Origin of the sequence: Microbacterium hanjuni, from assembly GCF_043556395.1 — a bacterium.
Classification (GTDB): domain Bacteria; phylum Actinomycetota; class Actinomycetes; order Actinomycetales; family Microbacteriaceae; genus Microbacterium.
In genome coordinates, this window is the sequence record NZ_JBIGIK010000002.1 from 740,181 (window position 1) to 764,485 (window position 24,305).

Genomic DNA, 24,305 nt, shown 5'->3' on the forward strand with positions numbered 1-24,305 from the left:
GACCGGAAACGCCCGATCCCGTTATTCGGCGAAGCGGGCGCGCAGCCGCGGCAGGATCTCCGCCCCGTACATGCGGAGGAACTCCTCCTGGTCATGTCCGGGGTCGTGGAACACGAGGTGGCGGAACCCGAGTTCGATGTACTGCGCGATGCGCTCGACGTGCTCGTCGGGGTCGGTCGACACGATGAACCGCGACGCGACCCGCTCGATGGGCAGCTCCGCGGCACGACGCTGCATCTCGAGCGGATCGTGCAGGTCGCGCTTCTCCTCGGGAGACAGCGCGAGCGGGGCCCAGAAGCGCGTCTTCTCGAGCGCGACATCGCGGTCGGGGTGATAGGAGACCTTGACCTCCATCAGCGTGTCGATCGAGTCCTCCGTGCGTCCGGCCTTCTCCAGGCCTTCCCGTAGAGCCGGCAACAGGGTGTCGGTGTACAGCGCCGGATCCTTGCCGCTCGTCGTGATGTAGCCGTCGGCGATGCGCCCGGCCAGGCGCGTGGCAGCCGGACCCGAGGCGCCGATGTAGATCGGCACCTTCTGATCGACCGGCGGCCGGTCGTAGATCGTCGCGTCCTTCACCGAGTAGTAGGTGCCGTCGTAGGTGACGCGCTCGTCGTCCCACAGCTTCTCGATGAGCGTGATCGCCTCTTTCATCCGCTGGAAGCGCTCGGGCGGTTCGGGCCATTCGAGACCGAGGGTGACCTCGTTCAGCGCCTCGCCGGTGCCGACCCCGAGGATGATCCGCCCGGGGAACATCACGCCCAGCGTCGCGAACGCCTGCGCGACGACACCCGGGTGGTAGCGGAACGTCGGGGTCAGCACCGAGGTTCCCATCACGATCCTCGACGTGCGCGCACCGAGCGCGCCGAGCCACGGCAGCGCGGCGGGAGCATGCCCGCCGTCGTGCATCCACGGCTGCAGGTGGTCGGAGATGAAAACGGAGTCGAAGCCCATCTCCTCGGCGAGCACGGCGAAGTCCAGCAGCTGGGTGGGCCCGAACTGCTCGCTCGACGCCTTGTAACCGAAACGCAGGGGTGGGACAGTCATTTCTCTCCTCTCGAGGGCTCGCGCCGCTCGGGCGCGGGCACGGGTTCGAACTCGGATCCGTCGGCCGCGGCCAGCCGGTCGCGGAAGGCCTGTGCGGTGCCGGGCCACAACAGCGTCAACCGGCCCGAGCGCTCGTCGACGTACCAGTTGCGGCAGCCGCCGGTGAGCCAGGGGCTGGATGCTGCGGCCGCCGCGATCTCGTCGGTGTACGCGCGCTCGGCGGCCGCACGCAGGCGCAGCACGCCGTCGGCTCGACGGCGCTGCTCGGCGAGGGCGCGCACGACATAGGCGGCCTGCTCCTCGGCCATGAGGACGGCGGAGTTGTGACCGAGGCTCGCGTTCGGCCCGTTCAGCACGAAGAAGTTGGGGAATCCGGTGACCACGGTCGAGGCGAACGAGGTCATCCCCTCCGACCAGTGCTCGGCGAGGGTGATGCCGTCCTCGCCTCGGACGAGGTCGGCGTAGGGCTGTTCGGAGGCGGCGAAACCGGTGGCCAGCACCAGCACGTCGGCGTCGTAGGTGCGACCGCTCGCGGCGACGAGCGTCGAGCCGTCGACGGCCGCGAGAGCGGATGCTTCGAGGGTGACGCCTTCGGAGGAGACCGCTGGATAGAAGGTGTCCGAGAGCAGCACGCGTTTGCAGCCGAAGTCGTAGTCGGGGGTGAGGGCTTCTCGCAGAGCGGGATCCGGCACCTGGGCGGCCAGGTGATCGAGGGCCGACTGCCGAGCGGTCGCCGAGGCGGCAGCATCCCCGGATCTCGAGGCGAAACGCGCCTCGCCCTCGGCGTACAGTTCGGCCCGGAGGCGCGCGAGCTCGCCGGGGTGCTCGCTGAAACGGTGTTGCTCGGCGTCGGTGAAGGCGCGTCCGCCCCGCGGCACGATCCACGCCGGCGTTCGCTGGAACAGCGTGACCGTGGCTCCCCGCTGGGCGAGCTCGGGCACGAGCTGCACGGCGCTGGCCCCCGTTCCGACGACCGCGATGCGGGCGCCCGCGAGGTCGACGTCGTGGTCCCACCGAGCGGAGTGGAAGAGCGGACCGGGGAAGGTCTCGAGTCCGTCGATGGCGGGCACGTGGGGTTCGCTCAGGCGACCGCAGGCCAGCACGAGGTCGGCGGCTTCGAACTGCTCGCGGCCGGTGTCGATGCGCCAGAGTTCGGCGTCGGCGTCCCACCGGGCGCCCAGCAGCGGAGTGCGCAGGCGCAGGCGGTCGCCGAGGTTCTCGCGGCTCGCGACGTCTTCGAGGTAGGAGTGGATCTCGCCGCCGGTGGCGAAGGTCTGCGACCACGTCGGGTTCGGCCGCGCCGCGAAACCGTAGAGATGCGAGGGCACGTCGCACGCGACCCCGGGGTAGGTGTTGTCGCGCCAGGTGCCGCCGACGGATGCTGCCCGCTCGAGCACGACGAAGTCGTCGCGTCCCGCGCGGCGCAGCGCCATCGCCATGCCGAGCCCGGCGAAGCCGGCGCCGACGATGACGACCCCGGTGCGTGTCATGCGGTGATTCCCGGTGCCTGCGTGAGGGTGCGGTAGTCGGTGGAGCGCTGCCGGAACGGCCGGAACAACCGGGCGCTCAGCCGCGCCGCCTGCTCGAGCGGCAGTTCCCTACCCTGCTCGACGCCGGCGTCCGGGAGGACGCGGCCGTCCAGCAGCGCGCCGCCGAGGTCGTCGCCGCCCGAGCGCAGCAGCTCCGCGGCGCTGTCGAGACCGACGCGCGTCCACGGGATCTGGATGTGCGGGATGCTGCCGGACAGCAGCAACCGTGACACGGCCACCATGGCGCGGTCCTCGTCGAGCGGGCTTCGGCCGGGCACGAGGGCAGCACGGTGGCCGGGAAGCGGGATGGGCACGAACTCCGTGAAACCCGCGCCGGTCGATGCCGACTGCAGCTGCCGCAGCATCCGCAGGTGTTCGATGCGTTCGACCGCGGTCTCGACGTGCCCGTAGAACAGCACCGAGGTCGAGGAGAGCCCGGCGCGGTGCGCGGCCGTGATGCCCTCGATCCAGCGGTCGATCTCGACGTCGCCGGGCGCGACGAGCGCGCGCACCCGTTCGCTCAGCACCTTCACGCCGGTGCCGGGAACCGTGTCGACGCCCGCGTCGCGGAGGGCCTCGAGCGCGCCCGGGAGTCCGAGCCCGCCGCGGTCGGCCAGGTCCCAGACGTCCTGCGGACGGTAGGCGTGCAGGTGGATGTCGGGCGCCCCGGCCTTCACCGCGCGGGCGATCGCGAGGAAGGCGGCCGGGTCTTCGTCGGCGGGCAGAAGGCCCTGCACGCACAGTTCGGTCGCCCCGAGCGCGGCCGCGTCGGCGGCGATGGCCGAGACGTCGTCGAGTGCGAACGTGCCGGGCTCGCCACGCCCCGCGGCGCGGAAGCCGCTCGAGGTGAGGTTGCGGTTGACGACCAGGCTCACGGTTTCGCCCACGGTGTAGCGGCGGACGGCGTCGGCCGCCGCGGCGAGGGCGTCGAGGTCGGGGCCTGCGGCCTCCAGCAGCCGCACCCACTCGGCGTCGTCCAGTGCGGCGGGGTCGGACGCCGCCCGCTCCGCGAGCCGCCCCACCCCCGCGCGGCCGGTTGCGCCACCCGTCTGTACCGAACGCAGGACCGACGACGCGGGGTCGGTCTCCGTGCCCGGGGAAGACGGGGCGGATGCTGCGCCCCCCGCCGGTTCTCCTGAGTTCGGTACGGCGGGCGACGGCGAGGAGGGCGGGGCGGGGGAGGCGAGCACGGCGGCGGCAAGACCCGTAGCCGGGTCGGCGAGGGCGGCGACCGGGGCGTGCAGGGCGGGGTCGATCCACCGCTCGGCGTCGAGCACGAACTCCGGCTGGGCGGTGAGGCGCTCGCGCAGCTCGAAACCGAGGTCGGCGGTGGCGCGCGCGAGGTCGTCGAGGTGCGGCCACGGGCGCTCGGGGTTCACGTGATCGGCCGTCAGGGGCGAGACGCCGCCCCAGTCATCGGCGCCCGCCTTCACCAGGAGGGCGAACTCGCCGGGGTCCGAGAGGTTCGGCGGTACCTGGATGCGCATCCGCGGCCCGAACACCAGTCGCGCGACGGCGACCGCCGCCACGTACTCGACCAGGTCGGCGTCGGGCGCGTCCTGCATCGCGGTCTTCGGCTTCGCCCGGAAGTTCTGCACGATGATCTCCTGCACATGCCCGTACTGCTCGTGCAGCCCGCGCAGCGCGACGAGCGACTCGGCGCGGTCGCGCAGCGTCTCGCCGATGCCGACCAGGATGCCCGTCGTGAACGGGATGCCGACGCGGCCGGCGTCTTCGATCACCTGCAGCCGAACGGCCGGGTCCTTGTCGGGGGAGCCGTAATGCACCTGACCGGGCTGCTCGAAGAGCGGGCGCGACGTGGTCTCCAGCATCATGCCCATCGACGGTGCGGTGGGGCGCATCATCCGAAGTTCGTCCTCGGTCATCACCCCGGGGTTCGCGTGCGCGAGCAGTCCCGTCTCCGCGGTCACGATGCGCGCGATCTCGGCGACGTACTCGAGCGTGGAGCCGTAGCCGTGCCCGTCGAGCCACGCACGCGCTTCGGGCCAGCGATCCTCCGGCCGGTCGCCGAGGGTGAGGAGCACTTCTTTGCACCCCAGGGCCTGACCCTGGCGGACGACCGAGAGAACCTGCTCCGGCGACATGTACGCCGGCATCCGCTTCTTCAGCAGCTGGCCCGGGGTGTCCACGAACACGCAGTAGTGGCAGCGGTCGCGGCACAGGGTGGTCAGCGGTACGAACACCTTGCGCGAATAGGTGAGGATGCCCGCGCGTCCGGCATGGCGCAGGCCGTCGTCGCGCCACTCGGCGGCGAGGTGCAGCACCGCGTCGAGATCGTCACCGGTGGCCGCGAGCAGGGTTTCGGCGTCGAGAGCCTCCAGCCGTTCTCCGGCCGCGAGAGCGGCGAGGATGTCGGCGACAGGGTGCGCTCCGACCGGGTGTGCGGCCCGGTCGAAAGAGGCGTCGACCTGCGGCGCGGCGCTGCCGAGACTCATGCGTTCAGGCTATCCCGCCTCCCGCTGAGGCGGGCCGGGCAGCCCGCGCGGATTGTTGCCGAGCTGTGAACATCTCGGCCCTCGAGCGCCCCGGGGGCGCTGGCAGACTAGAGACATGGTGACCTTGCTGCTCGACTCCACGCAGCTCGAGGTCGTGCTCTCGGGGGTGGAGCGGAAGCTTTCATTCCGCCGACGGAATGTGCGGGTACCGCGGGAGACGATCGTGCGGGCGCAGCTGACGGACGACGCCTGGACGTGGCTGCGAGGCGTACCGAACCCCGGGATCAACCTCCCGGTCGCCGTCGCGATGGGCACCTGGAAGTCCGCGGGTGGCAACGACTTCGTGCTGATCCGGCGACGTCACCCGAGTGTGGTGATCGACCTCGACGGGCACGACGAATTCGAGCGGCTCATCCTCACCACCCGTCACGGCATCGAACTCGTGCAGGCCCTGCGCCTCGACGTCGACGACGAGCCCGAAGACGTCGCGGTGCTGGCCCAGAAGGCCCCGCGGGCGAGGCGCCCGATCAGTTGACGTCGCGGCGCCAGCTCGTCAGCATCCCCAGCACCAGGAAGACCAGCGCGTAAGCGGCCAGCACGAGGCCTCCCGCCCACCAGGTGAGGGGATCGGCCGCGGCAGGTGTACCGATCGACAACGCGCTCGCGCCGACGAGGGCGTCACCGGCGGAGCCGGGAAGCACGCGCACGATCGGCTCGAGGCCGTCGACGAACGCACCGGCGATCCGGGCGATCGGTTCGACGAACTGCGTGAACGCCAGCACGAGCACCAGGGCGACGACCTGGTTGCGCACCACGGTTCCGACGCCGAGGCCCAGCAGGGTCCACAGCACGAAGGCCAGCAGCATCCGCCCGAGCAGTGCCCAGGTGTCGCTGTCACCGAGGGTGGTGTCGAGACCGGATGCTGCGAGCACGATCGCCGCGGGAACCACCGACGCGATGATCCCGACCACGCCGAAGATCACGCCCATCACGATGCTGGCGGTGACCTTCGCCCCGAGCACCACGCCGCGGCGCGGGGTGGCGAGGAACGTCGGGGTGAGGGTCTGGTGGCGGAACTCGCTCGTCACCATCAGGGTGCCCACCAGCAGCGGAAACACGTAGCCGAACGAGGTCGCCACGCTGTAGAGCACCGGGGCGAGGGTCGCGTCGGGAAGCGGCAGACCGCCGCCGTCGGAGATGGCGCCGGTCGCGAGTGCGGCCAGGACGAGCCCGAGGCCCGCCGAGACGATCGCGATGTAGACGAGCAGCACGAGGGCGAGGATCCACCAGGCGGCGGTGGTGAACTGCTTGGTCAGTTCGGAGCGGGTGGCGGCGGTGAGGCTCATCGGTGCTCACCTTCTTCGATGGCGTCCTCATCGACCTCGGCGGGGGTCACCGTCACGATGTCGATGATCCCGGTGCCGGCCACGGCGAACGACGCGGTCGACGTGGGTGGTTCGTGGGGCGGCTCGGGCTCGGGCTCCGGATCGCGAGCCGGTTGCAGCGCGGGCTCCGGCTCGCGGGCCGGTTCCGGCTCGGGCTCGGGTGCTGATTCCGACGCGTGCTCGGCTTCTGGCGCCGCGTCCGGCTCCGGCGTCTCCGCGGCGGTCGCGGCGGCCGGCGCAGCCGGCGAAGCGCCCGGGTCGGCGCTCGGGTGCACGAGCGAGCCGTCGACGAGGCCGAGGAAGATCTCCTCCAGGCCCGCCCCGCGGCGCGCGAGGGTCGAGAGGGCGATGTCCGCCCCGGCGGCGATGGCACCGACCTCCACCGGCTCGACGCTGCGCACCGTCAGTCCGTTGCGCAACACCGTGAAGTCGAGCCCCGCGGCCTCGAGGGCAGCGCTCAAGCCGGCACGATCGGGCGCGTCCACGACCGTGGCGAAATCGCCGAACTCCGCGAGGTCTTCGACACCGCCCTGGAAGACGAGCCGGCCGTGGGCGATGACGAGGAGGGCGTCGACGGTCTGCTGCACCTCGGCCAGGAGGTGGGAGGAGATGAGCACGGTGCGCCCCTCGTCGGCGAGGGTACGCAGCATCCCCCGCATCCATTTGATGCCCTCGGGATCGAGGCCGTTGGCGGGCTCGTCGAGCACGAGAACGCCCGGGTCGCCGAGCAGGGCGGTCGCCAATCCCAGGCGCTGGCGCATCCCGAGGGAGAAGCCGCCGACCTTGCGGCCGGCGACATCGGCGAGGCCGACCAGACCGAGCACCTCGTCGACGCGAGCAGATCCGATGCCAGCGGCGCGGGCGTAGACGCGCAGGTGGTTGGCCGCGGTGCGACCGGGGTGGAAGCTGGCGGCCTCGAGCGCGGCGCCCACGGTCTGCAGGGGGTGGCGCAACTTCGCGTAGGCGACTCCGCCGATCGTCGCGGTGCCACCGCTCGCGCGGATCAGACCGAGCAGAATGCGCAGCGACGTGGTCTTACCGGCACCGTTGGGGCCGAGGAAACCGGTGACCACGCCGGGTTCGATGCGAGCGCTCAGACCGTTCACCGCGGCCACGGCGCCGAAGTGCTTGGTGACTCCGGAGAACTCCAGCAGCTGTCCGTCGGGCATGCCGCAACCTCTCGTTCATCGATCCGTTGCCCCCATCTTCGCGGAAACCCGCCCCGATCCCGGCATTTCCGCCTCGAGCACGAGTCTGCGGTGGGGCGGTAGCGTGACGAGAGTGGACACGGATGCTGCAGAACCCCGCGTGCTCGCACGCTCCGAGCATCGGCTCGGACACCTCACCCTGAACCGACCGCGAGCGATCAACGCGCTGGATCTCGGCATGGTGCACGACCTCGACGCGGCGTTGGTCGCGTGGGCCGACGCCCCCGACATCGACCTCGTGCTGCTGGACGGTGCGGGCGAACGCGGTTTCTGCGCCGGCGGCGATGTGAGGGGGCTGGCGGAGCAGATCCGCGCGGGTCAGGCGGAGGCGGCGTCCATCTTCTTCCGCGCGGAGTACGCGCTCAACGCGCGCATCGCCGAATACCCCCTTCCCCTCGTCGCCATCGCCGACGGCGTCACGATGGGCGGAGGGATCGGTCTGGCCGGTCACGCCGCGATCCGCGTCGTCACGGAGCGCTCTCGACTCGCCATGCCCGAGACCCGCATCGGGTTCACCCCCGACGTGGGCGGCACCTGGTTGCTCGCTCGAGCGCCGGGGCGCGTGGGCGAGTACCTCGCACTCACCGGTGCCTCGATGACGGCGGCGGACGCGATCTACGCGGGCTTCGCCGACCACCTCGTGCCGAGCGAACGGATCCCGGCGCTCCGCGACGCCCTCGAGACCCGGGCCGATCCCTCCAGCCCGACCGACCTCGTGCTGTTGTTCGACGAGACGGCCGACGCCTCCGCGCTGGAGGCTGCCCGCCCCTGGATCGACGAGGCCTTCTCGGCCGACACGGTGGGGGAGATCATCGCGCGCCTGCGCGAGCGGGCCGAGCCCGCAGCATCCCTCGCCGCCGACACGCTGACCGAAGTGTCGCCGACGGCGCTCGCCGTGACCCTCGAGGCCGTCCGGCGCGCCCGGTCCCTACCGAACCTCCGCGCCGCACTCGCGCAGGAGTACGGACTCGTGCTGTGGTTCGCAGCCACCCAGCCCGACCTGCTCGAAGGCATCCGCGCGCAGCTCGTCGACAAGGATCACTCGCCGACGTGGAACCCCGCGACCCTCGACGCCCTCGGCGCCGACACGGTCGCCCAGGCCTTCGCCTTCGCTCCCGCGACCCCCCTCTGGGACGAGCCGTGACCGCCGCCCGGCGCACGCGGCGGTACTCGCTCGGCGCTTTCGCCGACTGGTTCTTCTTCGTCTTCGCCGGGCTCGCCGCGATCTGGCTCGCCTACCTGAGCTTCACCGAGACCTTCACGATGGGGTGGTGGGGCATCCTCGGGGCGATCGTCTTCTGGGTGCTGCTGGCCTACCTGGTGCTGCCGAGACTGCACCGCATCCTCACCACCATCTACGTGCCCGATTACTTCATCGGGCGCGCCCGCACGAGCGACGGCCTGCTCGGCGACCCGGTGAATCTCGCCTTCAACGGCAGTCGCGAACAGATCGAGGCCGCGCTCGTCGCCGCCGATTGGCAGCCGGCCGACCCCGTCACCCTCCGCTCGTCCTGGCGCATCATCACCTCGACGATCGCTCGGCGAAGCTACGACGAAGCGCCGGTCAGCCCCCTTTTCCTGTTCGGCCGACAACAGGATTTCGCCTACCAGCAGCAGTACGCGGGCAACCCCTCGCAGCGGCATCACGTGCGGTTCTGGCGGTGCCCCGACGGGTGGTTGCTGCCGGGCGGGTACCGCGTCGACTGGGTGGCCGCAGGAACCTTCGACACGTCCGTGGGGCTGTCGCTGTTCACGCTCCAGGTCACGCACCGCATCGACGCCGACACCGACGTGGAACGCGACCACATCGTCGGGTCCCTGACCGCGGCGGAGCCCGCCGTGCGGGTGGACGTGATCCGCGACTTCTCCACCGGCTATCACTCCCGCAATGGCGGGGGCGACAGCATCCGCACCGACGGTGACCTGCCCATCGTCGACGTGAGCAGCGTCGCAACGGGGGTCGCGGCATGACCGCCCCCGAGAAGCGCCCGGCGTTCGAACCGCCCGGCGAGCTGGTCGCCCCGCTCGCCGGCGATGCGTCGATGCAGCGCCCGATCTCGACCGTGGCGGGCGCGGCGCTCGTGCTGCTGCGTGTGGCCGCCGGCGTCGTCTGGATGCTCAGCGTCGCCTTCGGCTGGGGCGATGAGGTCAGCCGATGGGCGGCCCAGATGGCGAACGCCTCGGACGACCCGACCACCGCCGACGCCTCTTTCACCGGAGTCGCGCTGATCGTCTTCCTCACCGTCATGTCGTTCGTCCTGCTGGTGGAGGCTGTCTTCGGCGTGCTGATCCTGCGCGGGCGCAACTTCCCCCGCACCGTCGTCATGGTCTTCTCGGTGCTGTCGATCTCGACGGCGTTCGTGGGGTGGTGGGTGCAGGGGCAGGACATCCGCATCTCGACGACCCTGGTGACCCTGGCGCTCGACATCCTCGTGCTCCTGGCGCTGTCGAGCCGCAGCGCCTCGGCGTACGCACGGCGGCGCCAGCGGCGCTGACAGCGCCCGCACATGCCGGAGGAGTTAGCCTGTCGGATGCTGCCGGAACGCGCGTTTCCGTGCGGCGACCCGGGGAGGGTGCGGTGTTCGACAGTCCGGTGTCCGCGTCGGCGTACGAGGTGCTCGGGGTGAGCGTCGACGTCGATGACGAGTCGCTGCGCCGCGCCTATCGACTGCGGCTGCGCGAGTCGCACCCCGACACCGGCGGCGACGCCGCGCTGTTCGTGCGGGTGCAGCGCGCGTGGGAGCTCATCGGCACCCCCGAAGCGCGGGCCGCGTACGACCGCGGCCGCGGTGTCGAGGCGCCCGAGTGGGCGGGCCCGCCCGCGCACAGCGCCCCCCGCTCCGACACGCGCCCCCGCGCGCGCACCTACGGTCAGCCGGGCGGATGGCGCCGCGAACGCTACCTGACCCTCATCCGCGAGTGGGCGGGTCGCGGCGTGCCGCTCGACGACCCCTACGACGCGGCCCTGGTGCGCTCCGCCCCGCACGAGCTGCGCCGCATGCTCGCCGACGCGCTCGCCGAGGAGGCGAGCGCGCGGATCGTCGCCGAACTCGGCATGGGGTACACGGTGTGGCACGACGTCGACGCTTCGCGCGACGGCGACCCGGAAGACAAGATCGACCACGTCGTGCTCGGCCCCAGCGGGCTGTACGCCGTGCTCTCGGAGGACTTCGGCGGCCCGGTGGGGTTCCGCCGCGGCGAGATCGTCGGCGCCAACGTGGCCGGGGCTCCGGTCACCGAGCTCGTCTCGCGGGCGCGGGTGCTCGCCAAGGCCGCGGGGGTGCGCTTCAGCGGTGCGATCGTCGTGCTCCCCGACGGCGACATGCTCGACGCGATCACCGAGCTCGGCAAAGTGCGCGGCACCGCGGTCGCGGTGGTGTCCCGCTCGGCCCTGTCGACGGTCCTCCGCCAGGGCCTGAGTGGCGCCCGCGACATCGGTGGAACCGAGCTGTTCGACATCCGCACCCGGTTGCAGCAGCGCGTCCGGCACGTCTAAGCGGTCGGTGCGCTCAGCTCGCGAGCCCGAACAGCTCCAGGGGATGCGTGAGCCGCCACCAGGCGTCGGGTGGCTCGATGTCGCCGGTGAGCTGAGCGTCGATCGTCACAGCATCCACCGGGCCGGTGACGGTGAGGCTGCCGACGGTGGAGCCGGCGAGTTCCGCGTCGCCGAGGGAGAAGTCGGTGGATGCTTCCGCCACCCCGTTGTTCCAGAGCACCACGTCGGCGTCGGCGGTCGTGGTGATGTCGATCGGCTCGGCCCAGAGGGTGATGACCTGGCCGACGAGGGTGCCGGCGGCCACGGACGGATGCGGTTGCAGCTCCTGCTCGGCCTCCGCGAAGAGCGCGCGCATCGCGGCGGCCCGGGTATCGCGGTCGGGTTGACCGAGCACAGAACCGAAGAGGCGCACCGTCGTGCCGTCGACGGTGACGTCTTTCGCCGCGAGCAGGTTGTACGAATCCAGCGTTCCCGTCTTGAGCCCGACCACACCGGGCTCCCCGAGCAGCGGGTTGGTGTTCTCCACGCGGCCGGCGCCCGGCAGGTCGACCGTGGGCTTCGCGACGATCTCGGCGATCACGGGGTTCGCGAGCGCCTTCTCGGCGAGGGGGATGAGCGCCTCGGCCGTCGCGGCGTTGCCGGGGAGGATGCCCGAAGGATCAGCGATCGTGATGCCCTCCAGGCCGTGCATCTGCAACCACGAACGGGCGGCGTCGGCGAACACGGCGTCGGAGGGGTAGAACTGCCCCGCCAAGCGGTCGGCGTAGTTGTTGGCCGAGCCGATCAACAGGCCCTCGAGCATCTGGTACTGCGACAGTGAACCGCCGACCGGCACGTCCAGCGCCGACTCGCCCGCCGCCAGATCCTGGCGATAGCGCGCGCGATCGGCCGCGGTGAACGCGAAATCCGGGCCCGCTTCGCCGACGGCGAGCGGCATCCGATCGAGCACCATCAGGGCGGTGACGAGCTTCGTGATGCTCGCGATGGGGATGCTCTCCTCCGACGACGTGACCACCCCGCCGACCCCCGAAACCGACAGGGCGGCGCTCCCCTCAGCGGGCCACGCGGGCGCGGCGGCCGGCGCTGCGACGGGCTGCACCGCGACCGCTTCGACCTGGGGGGCCACGGCGTACAGCGGCCAGAGCAGGGTGGTGGCGACGTAGACGGCGACCACGAAGAAGATCATCAGGACCGGCAGCACGACCCCCGGCCGCAGGATCCGGCGTCGGGGGGCGGTGGCCAGCAGGTCGGCGCCCGCGTCGGGGCGCTCGCCCGCGACCGTGAGGGCGGCGGGTGCGTCGGGGGAGGTCAGCGTGGCGCCGTCGATCCAGACGAGGGCGACGGGGGCGGAGCGCGCCGGGGCTTGCGTCGCTACGGCGGCAGTGGTCGTGGGCTGCGGCGTGCTGGCGGGCTGCGCGCCGGTCGCTGTTTCTTCCGCGCTGGTCGCTGTTTCTTCCGCGTTCGGCGGGACTTCTTCCGCGTTCGGCGGGACGATGATCGGCTGGGAGGCGGTGGCGCGTTCACGCAGCTCGCGCCGTGACGGCGGAGCGGTCGCCTCTGATCCCATCCGCCTAAAGTAGCGCGTCGGTGAGGCTATACTCGCTTCGAAACCACGGGAGTCCGGTGAGCCGGGCTGAGAGGAAGCGAACCACGCTTCGACCGTCGAACCTGATCTGGGTAATGCCAGCGCAGGGAGGAGCATCCATGAATCTTTCTGTTTCCGACCGCGGATCCGTCACGACCGCGTCGCCGCGCAGCACCCGCTGGCGGATCGTCGACATCGTGGTCGCCAGCGTGCTGGGCGTCGCCGCGGGGTTGATCTTCCTGCTCTGGAACCTCGGATCGATCGCGCCGTCCGAGTTCCTGCAGCCGTTGCTCCCGGGCCTCCAGGGTCTGTTGGACGGCCCGTGGCTCTTCGCCGGGGTGCTGGGCGGCCTCATCATCCGCAAGCCCGGCGCGGCGCTCTACACCGAGACACTCGCCGCCGTCGTCTCGGCGCTGGTGGGAAACCAGTGGGGCGGGTTCCTCACGATCGAGGCCGGTCTCGTGCAGGGCCTCGGGGCCGAGCTGATCTTCCTGCTCTTCTTCTACCGCCGCTGGAATCTCGGCGTCGCGATCCTCGCGGGCATCGGCGCGGCGCTCGCAGGCGGCATCAACAACCTCGTGCTCTGGTACGCGGGCTCCGACGCGGCCTTCACGATCATCTACCTCATCAGCACGTCGCTGTCGGGCGCGCTGATCGCCGGAGCCCTGTCGTGGGTGCTGGCGCGCGGTATCGCTGCCACCGGGGCGCTCGACCGGTTCGCCTCCGGCCGCTCGGCCCGCACCCGGGTGTGAACCCGCCCGACGTCCGCCCCGCCGCCGTCGACGCGCGCGGGTGGGGCTGGCGGCACGGCGGACGCCGGGCATGGGCGTTGCGCGACCTCACGCTGCGCATCGAACCGGGCGAGCGGGTGTTGCTGCTCGGTGCGTCCGGTTCGGGAAAATCGACGCTGCTGGCAGCGCTCGCCGGCGTGCTCGGCGGTGACGAGGAGGGCGAATCGGTGGGCGAGTTGCTCATCGACGGCGTCCCCGCCGCGCAGGCGCGCGGTCGGGCGGGTCTCGTGCTGCAGGATCCCGACGCGCAGGTGATCCTGGCGCGCGTCGGCGACGACGTCGCGTTCGGGTGCGAGAACCTCGGCGTGCCCCGCGACCAGATCTGGCCGCGCGTCGGCGCTGCGCTCGAAGACGTCGGACTCGCCCTCCCGCTCGATCACTCCACCAAGGCGCTGTCCGGGGGCCAGAAGCAGCGCCTCGCGCTCGCCGGTGCGATCGCGATGCGTCCGGGCCTGCTGCTCCTCGACGAACCGACGGCGAACCTCGATCCTGCCGGGGTCGCCGAGGTGCGCGAGAGCGTGGCGCGCACGGTGGCGGCCCACGGCTCCACCCTCGTGGTCGTCGAGCACCGCGTTGAGGTGTGGCTTCCCGTGGTGACCCGTGTCATCGTGCTCGGTGACGAGGGGGTGATCGCCGACGGCCCTCCGGCGCTCGTGCTGGAGCGGGAGGGGGAGCGCCTCGCCCGTGGCGGCGTGTGGGTGCCCGGCATCCCGCCGGCCCTGCCCCCGCCACCGCGGAACTCCCCGGGGGAGGTGCTGCTGTCCGCGCGCGATCTGGCCGTGCAGCGGGTGCGCGGCACGACCGTCGCCGCAGGCATCGATCTCGGGGTGCACGCAGCATCCGCTCTCGCCATCACCGGACCCAACGGCGCCGGCAAGTCCACTCTCGGGCTGACCCTCGCGGGATTGCTGCCCCCCGCCGCCGGTCGGGTGATCGCGACCGCGCCCCTCGAGCGCGGCGCCGGCCCCTCGCCGATCCGGTGGCGCGCGCGGGAGCTGCTCACGCGCATCGGCACGGTGTTCCAGGAGCCCGAGCATCAGCTGCTCGCGCGCACCGTGCGCGCCGAGCTCGAAGTCGGACCCCGGGCGCTGGGGATCGACGAGCCGGCGCGCATCGACGAACTGCTCGAGCGACTGCGGCTGTCGCGTCTGGCCGAAGCCAACCCCTTCACGCTCTCCGGTGGCGAGAAGCGGCGGCTCACGGTGGCCGCGGCCCTCGCAACCCGCCCCGACGTGCTGGTGCTCGATGAACCCACGTTCGGGCAGGACGCCCGCACGTGGGCCGAGCTCGTGGGTCTGCTCGCCGAGATCCGCGACGACGGCGTCGCCCTCGTCACGATCACTCACGATGCCGACGTCGTGTCGGCGCTGCACGCCCGCCGTCACGCGCTCGAGGCGACCCCATGACCCTGGTCGAAGCGGTCGCCACCACCGGGCGCGCCGCGCGCATCAACCCGGTGGCCAAACTCGCCGCCAGCGCTGTGCTCGCCATCGCGCTCGTGCTCACCCTCGACCCGGTGTCGGGCGGCGTCGCGCTGCTGCTCGAACTGCTGCTCCTCCCCTTCGCAGGGCTGAGCTGGCGGCAATTCTGGACGCGCACCTGGCCGGTGTGGATCGCGGCCCCGCTGACCGGGCTCACCATCGCCCTCTACGGCGAGACCTCGGGGCGGGTCTACGTCGACTGGCTGCTGGTGCGGGTGAGTGACGGCTCGCTCGACCTCGCCCTCGCGACCGCCCTGCGGGTGCTCGCGATCGCGCTGCCCTCGGTGGTGCTGTTCGCCACGGTCGATCCGACGGATCTGGCCGACGGACTGGGACAGATCGTGCGCCTCCCCGCCCGCTTCGTGCTCGGGGCGCTCGCGGGCGTGCGGATGGTCGGGCTGTTCCTCGACGATTGGCGTGCGCTGGAACTCGCGCGTCGCGCCCGGGGCGTCGCCGATCGCGGACGCGTCCGCCGGTTCCTCGGGATGGCGTTCGCGCTGCTCGTGCTCTCCATCCGCCGGGGTGCGAAGCTCGCGACCGCGATGGAGGCGCGCGGTTTCGGTGCGCCCGGTCCCCGTACCTGGGCGCGGCCGTCGCGCTTCGGTCGGGATGATTGGATGCTGATCGCCCTCGCCGCCGTCATCGCCGCGGCAGCGCTCACCGCGGCGGTTCTCGCGGGAACGTGGAACTTCGTGCTCGGCCCGAGCTGAGCGGCCGTCAGAGCGTGAGTTCGAAGCAGCGCGAGTGCGGCATGGTCGCGACGTAGGGCTCGTACACCGGGATCGGGGTGAACCCCATGGCCCGGTACAGCGCGAGCGACTCGTGCTGCGGATCGCCGGTCTGCAGGATCACCCGGTGCGCCCCGCCGGTACGCGCACGATCGATCACGGCTGCGACGAGGGCCCGGCCGATGCCCCGCCCGCGCGCCTCGGCGCGAACGATGAGCCGCTTGAGCTCCCACTCCTCGCCGAGGCGGCGCAGCATGACCTGCCCGAGCGGGGCGCCGTCGTCGGCGACCGCGACGAGGGTCGCGACGATGTCGGCGGGGTGCACCCGCAGGGCCTCTTCGCGCGCGGCTGTCACCTCGGGCGACTCCGCGCTGCGGCGGACGCCGTACCGTTCGGCGAGCTCGGCGTCGAGCGCATCGCGCAGGGACTGGGCCCGGGAATCGTCGACCTCGACACCGATCAATTCCATCCCTCGAGCCTAAGCGCGGCGGGTGGACAGGTCAGCCGTGGGGTCCAGCATCCGTTCTCCCGGCCCGCGGGTTTTCGAGGGGATGAGGCGGATCGAGGATGCTTTCGCCGGATCTCGTCCTCGATCCGGGCCATCCCCTCGATCCGCAACGCCCGCCCGGGCTTCAGTATCCGTTCTCCCGGCCGAGCCGCCGGAATTCGAGGAGATACCGAGAAATGAGGATGCTTTCGCCGCTTTTCGTCCTCAAACTTCGGTATCTCCTCGAAAATCGGCGGTCGGCCCCGTTCCAGCATCCGTTCTCCCAGCCTCGCCCGTGAGTTTCCGAGGATTTGAGGCGGATCGAGGATGGTTCAGCCGGATCGGGGCCTCGATCCGAGGCATCCCCTCGATCCATTACGCGCGCCCGGGCTCCGGCGTTCTTCTCCAGCAATCTTTTTCCCCGGCCGGGGCTGTGGGTTTTCGAGGAGATGGGGTAGATCGAGGATGTTTTCGTCGGATCTGGTCCTCGATCCGGGCCATCTCCTCGATCCGCACCGCACCGCACCGCCCCGCACCACCCCGGCGGCACCCGGCAACGCCCCGCGACACCCCCGCTTCACCCCCGCGGCCATGCGGGCGCGGGCGCTCCGACGGCGTCCGCAGCGACGGCTAGGGTGGGACGCGGTTCCGATCGACGAAGCGGAGAAACCATGGACATCGCGGGAGCGGGCGCCCTCATCACCGGCGGCGCCAGCGGGCTGGGGCTCGCGACGGCGCGGCGGCTCGCCGCATCCGGGGCCCTCGTCACGATCGTGGATCTGCCCGGCTCCGCCGGGCCGGCAACCGCGGCCGAACTGGGCGGCCGATTCGCCCCCGCCGACGTCACCGATCCCGACCAGGTCGCCGCGGCCGTCGCCATCGCAGCCGAGGCGGCGCCGTTGCGCGTCGTCGTCAACTGCGCCGGCATCGCCCCGCCCGCGAAGGTGCTCGACCGCGACGGTCGGCCGAGTCCGCTCGCCGACTTCGAGCGCGTCGTGCGCATCAACCTGATCGGCACCTACAACGTCGCCGCGCAGGCCGCCGCGGTCATGAGCCGCACCGACCCCTCCTCCGACGGCGACCGCGGCGTGATCGTCAACACCGCGAGCGTGGCCGCCTTCGACGGCCAGATCGGCCAGCCCGCGTATGCGGCGAGCAAGGGCGGCGTGGCGGCGATGACGCTCCCGCTCGCTCGGGAGCTCGCTCGCTACGGCGTCCGCGTGGTCACGATCGCGCCCGGCATCATGGAGACGCCCATGCTGAAGGGCCTGCCGCAGCCGGCGCAGGATTCCCTCGGGCAGCAGGTGCCGTACCCGCAGCGGCTCGGTGCGCCCGACGAGTACGCGCGTCTCGTGCTGTCCATCATCGACAACGGCTACCTCAACGGCGAGACCATCCGACTCGACGGCGCGATCAGGATGGCGCCGAAGTGACCACGACGAATCCGGAGCGACCGTGACCGACAGCATTCTCTTCTCCGTCGACGACGGGCTCGCCCGCGTCACCTTCAACCGCCCCGCCTCGCTCAACGCGATGGACTTCGAGATGGGCGGACGGTGGCGCGACATCGCCCGGGCGATCGCGATGGCTCCTTCGGTCGGAGCGGTGATCCTGGATGCTGCGGGCCCGGCCTTCTGCGCCGGGGGAGACGTCGTCGCCATGGCCACCTCGGGGGCCGACGGTTCGGCTGTGACGGAGGCTGCGCACGTGATCCACGAGGGCATCCGCACGTTCGTGGAGATGCCGGTGCCGATCGTGGCCGCCGTGCAGGGAGCTGTCGCGGGCGGCGGCCTCGGGCTCCTGCTCACGGCCGATTACATCGTCGCGAGCGACACCGCGAAGTTCGTCAGCCGGTACGCCAACATCGGTCTCACCCCCGACCTGGGGGTCTCGACGTTGCTGCCCGCCGCCGTCGGCCAACGCCGGGCGCTGCAGCTGCTGCTGCAGGATCGCACCCTCGACGCGGCCGAGGCCCTGCAGTGGGGCCTCGTCGCCGAGGTCGTCCCCCCGGCCGAACTGGCCGGCCGGGCGGAGCAGGTGGCCCGATTCTGGCTCGACGGCGCAACCGGCGCGTTCGGGCAGGCGAAGCGACTGGTGCGGTCGGGGGCGGGGCGATCGTTCGCCGACAACCTCGACGACGAAGCATCCACCATCGGAGCAGCGTTCGACACGCCTCCGTCCCGCGCGCGGGTCGCGGCGTTCGCCGCCGCTTCGCGCAAGAGCACGAAGGGAAACGCATGAGCGATTCGAACGGAACCCGGCCCTCCCTCGCGGGCAAGACCATCCTGATGTCGGGCGGAAGCCGCGGCATCGGACTCGCGATCGCCCTGCGCGCCGCCCGGGACGGCGCGAACATCGCGTTGCTCGCGAAGACCGACTCCCCGCATCCGAAGCTCGAGGGCACCGTGCACACCGCCGCCGCGGCGATCCGCGAGGCCGGAGGACAGGCGCTGCCGATCGTCGGCGATGTGCGCAACGACGACGACATCACCGAGGCCGTCCTCATGGCACAGGGCGAGTTCGGTGGCATCGACATCGTGCTGAACAACGCCAGCGTGATCGATCTGTCGGGCTCGCTCGATCTCGCGGCGAAGAAGTACGACCTCATGCAGGACGTCAACGTGCGCGGCACGTTCCTGCTCTCGCGGGCGGCGATCCCGGTGCTGAAGGATGCGGAGAACCCCCACATCCTGTCGCTGTCTCCCCCGCTCAACATCAGCGCGAAATGGCTCGGCGCGCACACCGGGTACACGCTGGCGAAGTTCGGCATGACGATGGTGACCCTGGGGGTGGCGGCGGAGTTCGAGGCCGACGGCATCGCTGCCAACACCCTGTGGCCCCGGACGACGATCGCGACGGCCGCCGTGCAGAACGTGCTCGGGGGTGAGCGCATCATGGCCGCCAGCCGCACGCCCGAGATCTACGCCGATGCGGCGTACGAGGTGCTGATCACGCCGGCGAGCGAGCGCACCGGCCAGACGCTCATCGTCGAGGACGTGCTCGAGGCTGCCGGCGTGAGCGACTTCTCGCGCTACGCGGCCGTGCCCGGCACGCCCGACACGGCGCTGTTCCCCGACATCTTCCTCGACTGAGCCCGATGCACAGCCCGCTCATCGGGCGTCCATCAGTCGTCCAGGGTCGCGCTCTTACTCTGTACGGATGTCTTTCTCTGCCCATCGCGACGGCCGCTACGGTTCCGACGGCCGTATCGAGTTCACCGCGAGCGACGACAGCGAGCCGCAGTACGTCGATGAGGTGCGCGAGACCCCCGGACGTTTCGACGATCAGACCGAGCCCGTCGCGACGGTGGCTCCGAGCGCCGAACCCGTGTCGGCGAGCCCGGAACCGGCCGAGCCGGTAGCCGCGAGCGCCGAGCCCGAGCCCGCCGCTCGACGCCGCCCGAAGGCTCGTCGTCGACGCATGTCGTGGGGGCGTCGTCTGGCCGTGCTCGGCGGCGCCGACAGCGCGGTGCTCGACGACGTGCCCGAGGAGACGCCGCGCTTCGTGCAGATGTTCCTCGTGCTCGCCGGCACGGCGCTCGTGTCGGCTCTGTCGATGCTGTTCGCCCTCATGACCGGGGTGCGCATCGCGGTATGGCTGGCCGTGCCGCTCGCGATCGTCTGGGCGCTGATCATCTTCAACCTCGACCGGTTCCTCACCTCCAGCATGCGCTCGACCCGCAATCCCTGGCGGCTGCTCGGTCTCGCCTTCCCCCGCGTCGTGATGGCCGCTCTCATCGGGATCGTGGTCGCCGAGCCGCTCGTGCTGCAGGTCTTCCAGAACGACATCGCGCGCGAGGTCACCTCGACGAACATCTCGCAGGCCCTGTCCGACCAGGATGCGGTGACCTCCGGCCCCGAGAAGCAGGCGCTCGATGCCGCCACCGCGCGGATGACCGCCCTGGAGGATCAGGCGGCGACGGGCATCGTGGCGGGAACGTCGTCGACCTCGGCGGAAGCCGCTGCCGCCCAGGCGAGCGTCGACCAGCTGACCGCACAGCTCGCCGCGCAGCAGGCGGTCATCGATCAGGCGCGAGCTCTGTACCAGTGCGAGTTGACGGGTGCGGGAGCCGGAACCGTGCCCGGGTGCACCGGGGTCACCGGTGACGGTGCCAGCTCGGAGGCCGCCGAGGCCCAGCTCGCCGGGGCGCAGGCGTCGTACGACGGGATCGCCGCGCAGCTGCAGCAGGCCACCGCCACGCTGAGCTCGGCGAACGCCGCCGGTACGGACGCTGCGGCGGCATCGGCCGAGACCAACAAGCAGCAGGCCGAGGGGGAGCTGCCCGCCGCCCGCACGCAGTACGAGGGAGCTTTGGCCGCCTACAACGAGCGCGCGGCCGCGGTGGCCGGAGGCAACGCCGAAGCGCAAGGCATCCTCAGTCAGATCGGTGCGCTCGACCGGCTCTCCCAGCGCGAGCCGGTGCTCGCCTGGGCGCACTGGCTGATCGCCGCGCTGTTCTTCATGATCGAGCTGCTGCCGGTGCTGGTGAAGGTGCTCACCAGCTTCGGCGATCCGTCGGTGTACGAGAAGGCCGAGGCGCTGCGGCGCCAGGTCGCGCTCGACCGCGTGACCGCTCGCACCTGGCGGGCGCGCGCGGCGATCGCGACGGAGCGCGACCTGGCTTAGCGACGGGTCTGAGGAGCAGCGGTCAGATCAGGCCGTGCCGGACGAACGCGGTGAAGACCCCGTCGTCGTCGACGCCCGTCGTGACCTCGTCGGCGTGGGCCTTCACGCTCTCGACGGCGTTGCCCATCGCGATCCCGACGCCGCACACCTGCAGCATCTCGACGTCGTTGTGGCTGTCGCCGATACCGATCGCCTGCTCCGCCGTCATGCCGAGCAGGGCGAGGAGTTCGAGGATCGCGGCCCCCTTGTTGACGCCACGCAAGCTCACCTCGCCGCCCGACCCGCCCAGATAGGGGATCGTGCCGGTGATCACGTGGAAGCGCTCGCCGAGACCGTCACGCACGTTCTCGAACGTCAGCGGGTCGGCGCCGTAGAAGGTGGCCTTGGCGATCGCGTCATCGGGCGCCGGGCCCCGGTAGGCCATGACCCGTTCGAGGCGCTCCAGATCGGCGGATGCTTCGCCCGCGGGCGCGGTGCTGATGAGCTGCTCGATCGAGGGGCGGATGCTGTCGAACATCCCCCGGCTCGGGTAGATCTCGTCGTCCGCCTGCACAATGTAGTCGACGTCGTGCGCCTCGAAGAACGCGACGAGCTCGCTCAGCGACGGCGCGGGCATGGTGTGGCGGATGACCTCCTCGTCGCCGCGGTCGACGAAGCCGCCACCCGCTGAGACGGCGCCGTCGAAGCCGATGTCCAGGACCGGCGTGGGGATCTCCGTGCGCGACCGCCCCGTGCACAAGTAGACGAGATGGCCGTTGGCGCGCGCTCCGCGCACGGCCTCGATCGCCGACGGGGCGAGGCGCTGCCGGTGGTCGATGAGGGTCCCGTCCACGTCGAGGAAGGCGATGCGGCGTGAAGTCATGGGCCAATCCTCGCGGAGGAACCGGACGACCCGGTGCGGCCAGCCTCCCCGCAGGCGCGTCCCGTACCCTGGAAGCATGACCACCCCACCGCCCGTGCGCACCACGAAACCCCGTCAGGTGCGTCCGGCGACGGAGGGCTGGGCGCAAGCGAAAGACGAGACCGGCCGTCCGCTGTTGCAGTTCGCGAGCCCCAAACGGGGTAAGCCCCCCGTGCACCTCGCCGACATGACCCCCGAGCAGCGCGTCGAGAAGGTCGCCGAGCTCGGCCTTCCGGCCTTCCGGGCGAAGCAGCTCGAGAAGCACTACTTCACGCACTACACGAGCGACGCGGCCGAGATGACCGACCTGCCGTCGACCGGACGCGAAGAACTGGTGGCCGGGATGCTGCCGCCTCTGCTCACGGAGGTGCGACGCCTCGAGACCGACCGCGGCGACACGATCAAGTTCCTCTGGAAGCTGCACGACGGCGCGCTGGTCGAGTCCGTGCTCATGCGCTACCCCGGACGCATCACCCTCTGCGTCTCGTCGCAGGCCGGCTGCGGCATGAACTGTCCCTTCTGCGCCACCGGCCAAGCGGGCCTCACCCGCAACATGTCGGCGGCCGAGATCATCGAGCAGATCGTGCGCGCGAATCGTCTCATCGCCGAGGGCGGCCTCGGCGGCAAGAAGAAGGACGACCACTCCGCGGAGCGCGTGTCGAACATCGTCTTCATGGGCATGGGCGAGCCGCTCGCCAACTACGCCCGCGTGATGCAGGCCGTGCGGGTCATGGTCGACAAGGACCACGGCCTCGGCATGAGCGCGCGCGGCATCACGGTGTCCACTGTCGGCCTCGTGCCCGCGATCATCAAGCTCGCGAACGAAGACATCCCCGTGACCTTCGCGCTGTCGCTGCACGCGCCCGACGATCACCTCCGCGACGAGCTCATCCCGGTGAACTCCCGCTGGAAGGTCGATGAGGCCCTCGACGCCGCCCGCAACTACTTCGACAAGACCGGTCGCCGCGTCTCGATCGAGTACGCCCTCATCAAGGACATGAACGACCACGCCTGGCGCGCCGACCTCCTCGCCGAGAAGCTCAATGCCCGCGGTCGCGGCTGGGTGCACGTCAACCCGATTCCGCTGAACCCGACGCCCGGTTCGATCTGGACCGCGTCCGAGGTGCCGGTGCAGAACGAATTCGTCCGCCGTCTGAATGACGCCGGCATCCCCACGACGCTGCGCGACACCCGCGGCAAAGAGATCGACGGCGCGTGCGGGCAGTTGGTCGCGACCGAAGACGACCAGGTCGCCGCCGACGCGACGCCCGTCCTCTGAACGAGGCCCGAGCGGCAGCATCCGCCCTCACAGCGCGATGAGGCAGGCGCCGAGCGCCAGCAGAGCGATGCCCTGGAGGAACGCGCGGAGCACGATGACCCGATCCCACCCGGCCTGGAGGGCGTGGGCGTTCGCCAGCGTCTCGTCAGCGGCGGCCGCGACCGTGAACGTGCGGTTGATCGGTGCGCTGATCCGCACATAGACCACCATCCAGGCCACAAGGAGCACGAACGCGAGACCGGCCAGCGCTGCCGCAGCGGTGTGCCCGGAGAGCGCTGCGACCACGGCAGCGAGAGCTGAGAACAACAGTCCGATGACACCGGGCACGCGCATCCGCGCGTCGGCGTACCGGTGCACGTTGCCCATCACAGAAGTCAGTGCTGCGTCGTTCACGCGCCGAAGTGCCGGGCGTAGCGCGATAGCGCAGAACACGTCGGTGCCGTAGACGACTCCGGTGCCGAGGAGGGCAAGCACGGCGGCCACGTACGCGAAGGTCGTCATGCCGTCACACCGGCGAGCAGGGGAATGACGTGGTGGAGAGAGGGCGAAGCCGGCCGGCGCTGCGCTCGCAGAAATCGGTTCATTGTGACTGCTCCTTTACCTAGCGTTGCTAACACGATCTACGGTAGGTGCCTTGTCCGCCGCCGTCAATAGCAACGCTAGAAGACGTATCGGTGCTAACTTCTATCCATGGCCATCGCCGATCGACGACAGCGGGAACGCACGGCTCAACGCGACCTGATCACGCGGTCGGCCAGGGCGATCGCCGAGAGCGAGGGGTGGGATGCGGTGACGACTCGTCGCCTCTCTGCCGAGATCGAATACAGCCAGCCGGTGATCTACCGGCATTTCGCTTCGATCGATCATCTGGTCGAGGCGGTGGCTCTCGAGGGTTTCGAGGAGCTCGCGGCTGCGCTCGGCCGAGCAAGAGCCGCGGCCACGCCCGATGATGCGGTGCGCTCCATCGCCGACGCTTACGTGCAATGGGCAGCCGTCAATCCCTCCCTGTACGACGCGATGTTCACGCGCGCCACGCGGGTGTCGTTCGGCGCAGAGGACACCCCGGCCCCACTGGCGGAGGGCTACGCCGAACTGCGCTCGGCCGTCGCGGTCCAGGCGGGCAGAGGTGACGTTGACACGCTCACCGAGGTGCTCTGGGCGGGCCTCCACGGTCTGGTCACCCTCCAGCGGGGGCAGCGGTTGCGCCCCGACCACCAGCCCGACCGCGTCGCTGCCCTGGTGGGGGCCATCACCGACGCGACGCCCGTCCTCTGAACGAGGCCCGAGCGGCAGCATCCGCTCCTCACCG

The 24,305-nt window shown here is 71.2% G+C and carries 23 protein-coding genes and 1 riboswitch; of the genes, 14 read left to right on the forward strand and 9 right to left on the reverse strand.

The annotated features are described in order from the left end of the window. Positions 1 to 21: 21 nt before the first annotated feature. Genes fgd through cofG form a run of 3 tightly spaced genes read right to left on the reverse strand, consistent with a single transcriptional unit; the run spans position 22 to position 5,029 of the window. On the reverse strand, positions 22 to 1,044 hold the full coding sequence (fgd, locus tag ACFXP5_RS11315; protein ID WP_394544677.1) for a glucose-6-phosphate dehydrogenase (coenzyme-F420): 1,023 nt from the start codon (positions 1,042 to 1,044) through the stop codon (positions 22 to 24). Next, a complete protein-coding gene (locus ACFXP5_RS11320; RefSeq protein ID WP_394544678.1) occupies positions 1,041 to 2,534 on the reverse strand; it encodes a flavin-containing monooxygenase in 1,494 nt (497 codons plus the stop codon). Before ACFXP5_RS11320 ends, fgd begins: the two co-directional genes overlap by 4 nt. After that, positions 2,531 to 5,029, reverse strand: coding sequence for a 7,8-didemethyl-8-hydroxy-5-deazariboflavin synthase CofG (cofG, locus tag ACFXP5_RS11325; RefSeq protein ID WP_394544679.1), 2,499 nt, complete (start codon positions 5,027 to 5,029; stop codon positions 2,531 to 2,533). The genes ACFXP5_RS11320 and cofG overlap by 4 nt, the downstream gene beginning before the upstream one ends. Positions 5,030 to 5,144: 115 nt before the next feature. Here cofG and ACFXP5_RS11330 point away from each other — a divergent pair, with 115 nt between their 5' ends. Beyond that, on the forward strand, positions 5,145 to 5,564 hold the full coding sequence (locus tag ACFXP5_RS11330; protein WP_394528506.1) for a hypothetical protein: 420 nt from the start codon (positions 5,145 to 5,147) through the stop codon (positions 5,562 to 5,564). On the opposite strand, the gene ACFXP5_RS11335 is transcribed toward ACFXP5_RS11330, so the two are convergent. Then, the gene (locus tag ACFXP5_RS11335; RefSeq protein ID WP_394544680.1) at positions 5,557 to 6,375 is read right to left on the reverse strand and encodes an ABC transporter permease; all 819 of its coding nucleotides are present in this window, start codon (positions 6,373 to 6,375) and stop codon (positions 5,557 to 5,559) included. The two genes, ACFXP5_RS11330 and ACFXP5_RS11335, sit on opposite strands and share 8 nt — an antisense overlap. Beyond that, positions 6,372 to 7,583 (reverse strand): ATP-binding cassette domain-containing protein, encoded by a 1,212-nt coding sequence (locus tag ACFXP5_RS11340; RefSeq protein WP_394544681.1) that lies wholly within the window; start codon positions 7,581 to 7,583, stop codon positions 6,372 to 6,374. The genes ACFXP5_RS11335 and ACFXP5_RS11340 overlap by 4 nt, the downstream gene beginning before the upstream one ends. Positions 7,584 to 7,695: 112 nt before the next feature. Between ACFXP5_RS11340 and ACFXP5_RS11345 the strand changes: the two genes are divergently transcribed. From ACFXP5_RS11345 to ACFXP5_RS11360, 4 genes are all read left to right on the forward strand, one after another. Next, positions 7,696 to 8,766 (forward strand): enoyl-CoA hydratase/isomerase family protein, encoded by a 1,071-nt coding sequence (locus tag ACFXP5_RS11345; protein WP_394544825.1) that lies wholly within the window; start codon positions 7,696 to 7,698, stop codon positions 8,764 to 8,766. Beyond that, a complete protein-coding gene (locus tag ACFXP5_RS11350) occupies positions 8,763 to 9,593 on the forward strand; it encodes an LssY C-terminal domain-containing protein (protein ID WP_394544682.1) in 831 nt (276 codons plus the stop codon). The genes ACFXP5_RS11345 and ACFXP5_RS11350 overlap by 4 nt, the downstream gene beginning before the upstream one ends. Continuing rightward, a complete protein-coding gene (locus ACFXP5_RS11355; RefSeq protein ID WP_394544683.1) occupies positions 9,590 to 10,117 on the forward strand; it encodes a hypothetical protein in 528 nt (175 codons plus the stop codon). The genes ACFXP5_RS11350 and ACFXP5_RS11355 overlap by 4 nt, the downstream gene beginning before the upstream one ends. 83 nt (positions 10,118 to 10,200) lie before the next feature. Then, a complete protein-coding gene (locus ACFXP5_RS11360) occupies positions 10,201 to 11,118 on the forward strand; it encodes a DnaJ domain-containing protein (RefSeq protein ID WP_394528501.1) in 918 nt (305 codons plus the stop codon). A gap of 13 nt (positions 11,119 to 11,131) precedes the next feature. Here ACFXP5_RS11360 and ACFXP5_RS11365 read toward each other — a convergent pair whose 3' ends face one another. Beyond that, positions 11,132 to 12,685, reverse strand: coding sequence for a D-alanyl-D-alanine carboxypeptidase family protein (locus tag ACFXP5_RS11365; protein ID WP_394544684.1), 1,554 nt, complete (start codon positions 12,683 to 12,685; stop codon positions 11,132 to 11,134). Between the two features lie 35 nt (positions 12,686 to 12,720). Further along, positions 12,721 to 12,830, forward strand: a riboswitch (TPP riboswitch). On the opposite strand from ACFXP5_RS11365, the gene ACFXP5_RS11370 reads away from it, so the two are divergent. The 3 genes from ACFXP5_RS11370 (at position 12,823) to ACFXP5_RS11380 (ending at position 15,685) form a co-directional block, all read left to right on the forward strand. Further along, a complete protein-coding gene (locus tag ACFXP5_RS11370) occupies positions 12,823 to 13,455 on the forward strand; it encodes an ECF transporter S component (protein WP_394544685.1) in 633 nt (210 codons plus the stop codon). (Overlaps the previous riboswitch by 8 nt.) Positions 13,456 to 13,532: 77 nt before the next feature. After that, complete coding sequence (locus ACFXP5_RS11375; protein WP_394544826.1) at positions 13,533 to 14,900, forward strand: ABC transporter ATP-binding protein; 1,368 nt, start codon at positions 13,533 to 13,535, stop codon at positions 14,898 to 14,900. Next, positions 14,897 to 15,685, forward strand: coding sequence for an energy-coupling factor transporter transmembrane component T family protein (locus ACFXP5_RS11380; protein ID WP_394544686.1), 789 nt, complete (start codon positions 14,897 to 14,899; stop codon positions 15,683 to 15,685). The genes ACFXP5_RS11375 and ACFXP5_RS11380 overlap by 4 nt, the downstream gene beginning before the upstream one ends. Before the next feature lie 7 nt (positions 15,686 to 15,692). Here the strand turns inward: ACFXP5_RS11380 and ACFXP5_RS11385 are convergent, their stop codons facing one another. Beyond that, positions 15,693 to 16,172 (reverse strand): GNAT family N-acetyltransferase, encoded by a 480-nt coding sequence (locus ACFXP5_RS11385; protein WP_394544687.1) that lies wholly within the window; start codon positions 16,170 to 16,172, stop codon positions 15,693 to 15,695. Positions 16,173 to 16,861: 689 nt separating this feature from the next. Between ACFXP5_RS11385 and ACFXP5_RS11390 the strand changes: the two genes are divergently transcribed. The 4 genes from ACFXP5_RS11390 (at position 16,862) to ACFXP5_RS11405 (ending at position 20,816) form a co-directional block, all read left to right on the forward strand. Next, a complete protein-coding gene (locus ACFXP5_RS11390; protein ID WP_394544688.1) occupies positions 16,862 to 17,623 on the forward strand; it encodes an SDR family NAD(P)-dependent oxidoreductase in 762 nt (253 codons plus the stop codon). A 22-nt stretch (positions 17,624 to 17,645) separates the two neighbouring features. Further along, positions 17,646 to 18,431, forward strand: a complete 786-nt coding sequence (locus ACFXP5_RS11395) for an enoyl-CoA hydratase/isomerase family protein (protein WP_394544689.1) — start codon at positions 17,646 to 17,648, stop codon at positions 18,429 to 18,431. Continuing rightward, positions 18,428 to 19,282, forward strand: a complete 855-nt coding sequence (locus ACFXP5_RS11400) for an SDR family oxidoreductase (protein WP_394544690.1) — start codon at positions 18,428 to 18,430, stop codon at positions 19,280 to 19,282. Before ACFXP5_RS11395 ends, ACFXP5_RS11400 begins: the two co-directional genes overlap by 4 nt. Before the next feature lie 67 nt (positions 19,283 to 19,349). Continuing rightward, the gene (locus ACFXP5_RS11405) at positions 19,350 to 20,816 is read left to right on the forward strand and encodes a DUF4407 domain-containing protein (RefSeq protein ID WP_394544691.1); all 1,467 of its coding nucleotides are present in this window, start codon (positions 19,350 to 19,352) and stop codon (positions 20,814 to 20,816) included. 22 nt (positions 20,817 to 20,838) lie between these two features. On the opposite strand, the gene ACFXP5_RS11410 is transcribed toward ACFXP5_RS11405, so the two are convergent. Then, positions 20,839 to 21,678, reverse strand: coding sequence for a Cof-type HAD-IIB family hydrolase (locus ACFXP5_RS11410; protein WP_394544692.1), 840 nt, complete (start codon positions 21,676 to 21,678; stop codon positions 20,839 to 20,841). A 76-nt stretch (positions 21,679 to 21,754) separates the two neighbouring features. Between ACFXP5_RS11410 and rlmN the strand changes: the two genes are divergently transcribed. Next, on the forward strand, positions 21,755 to 22,996 hold the full coding sequence (gene rlmN, locus ACFXP5_RS11415; protein WP_394528491.1) for a dual-specificity RNA methyltransferase RlmN: 1,242 nt from the start codon (positions 21,755 to 21,757) through the stop codon (positions 22,994 to 22,996). A 27-nt stretch (positions 22,997 to 23,023) separates the two neighbouring features. Here the strand turns inward: rlmN and ACFXP5_RS11420 are convergent, their stop codons facing one another. Next, on the reverse strand, positions 23,024 to 23,497 hold the full coding sequence (locus ACFXP5_RS11420; protein ID WP_394544693.1) for a DUF1772 domain-containing protein: 474 nt from the start codon (positions 23,495 to 23,497) through the stop codon (positions 23,024 to 23,026). Between the two features lie 189 nt (positions 23,498 to 23,686). Between ACFXP5_RS11420 and ACFXP5_RS11425 the strand changes: the two genes are divergently transcribed. Beyond that, positions 23,687 to 24,271, forward strand: coding sequence for a TetR/AcrR family transcriptional regulator (locus tag ACFXP5_RS11425; RefSeq protein WP_394544694.1), 585 nt, complete (start codon positions 23,687 to 23,689; stop codon positions 24,269 to 24,271). Positions 24,272 to 24,305: the final 34 nt, after the last annotated feature.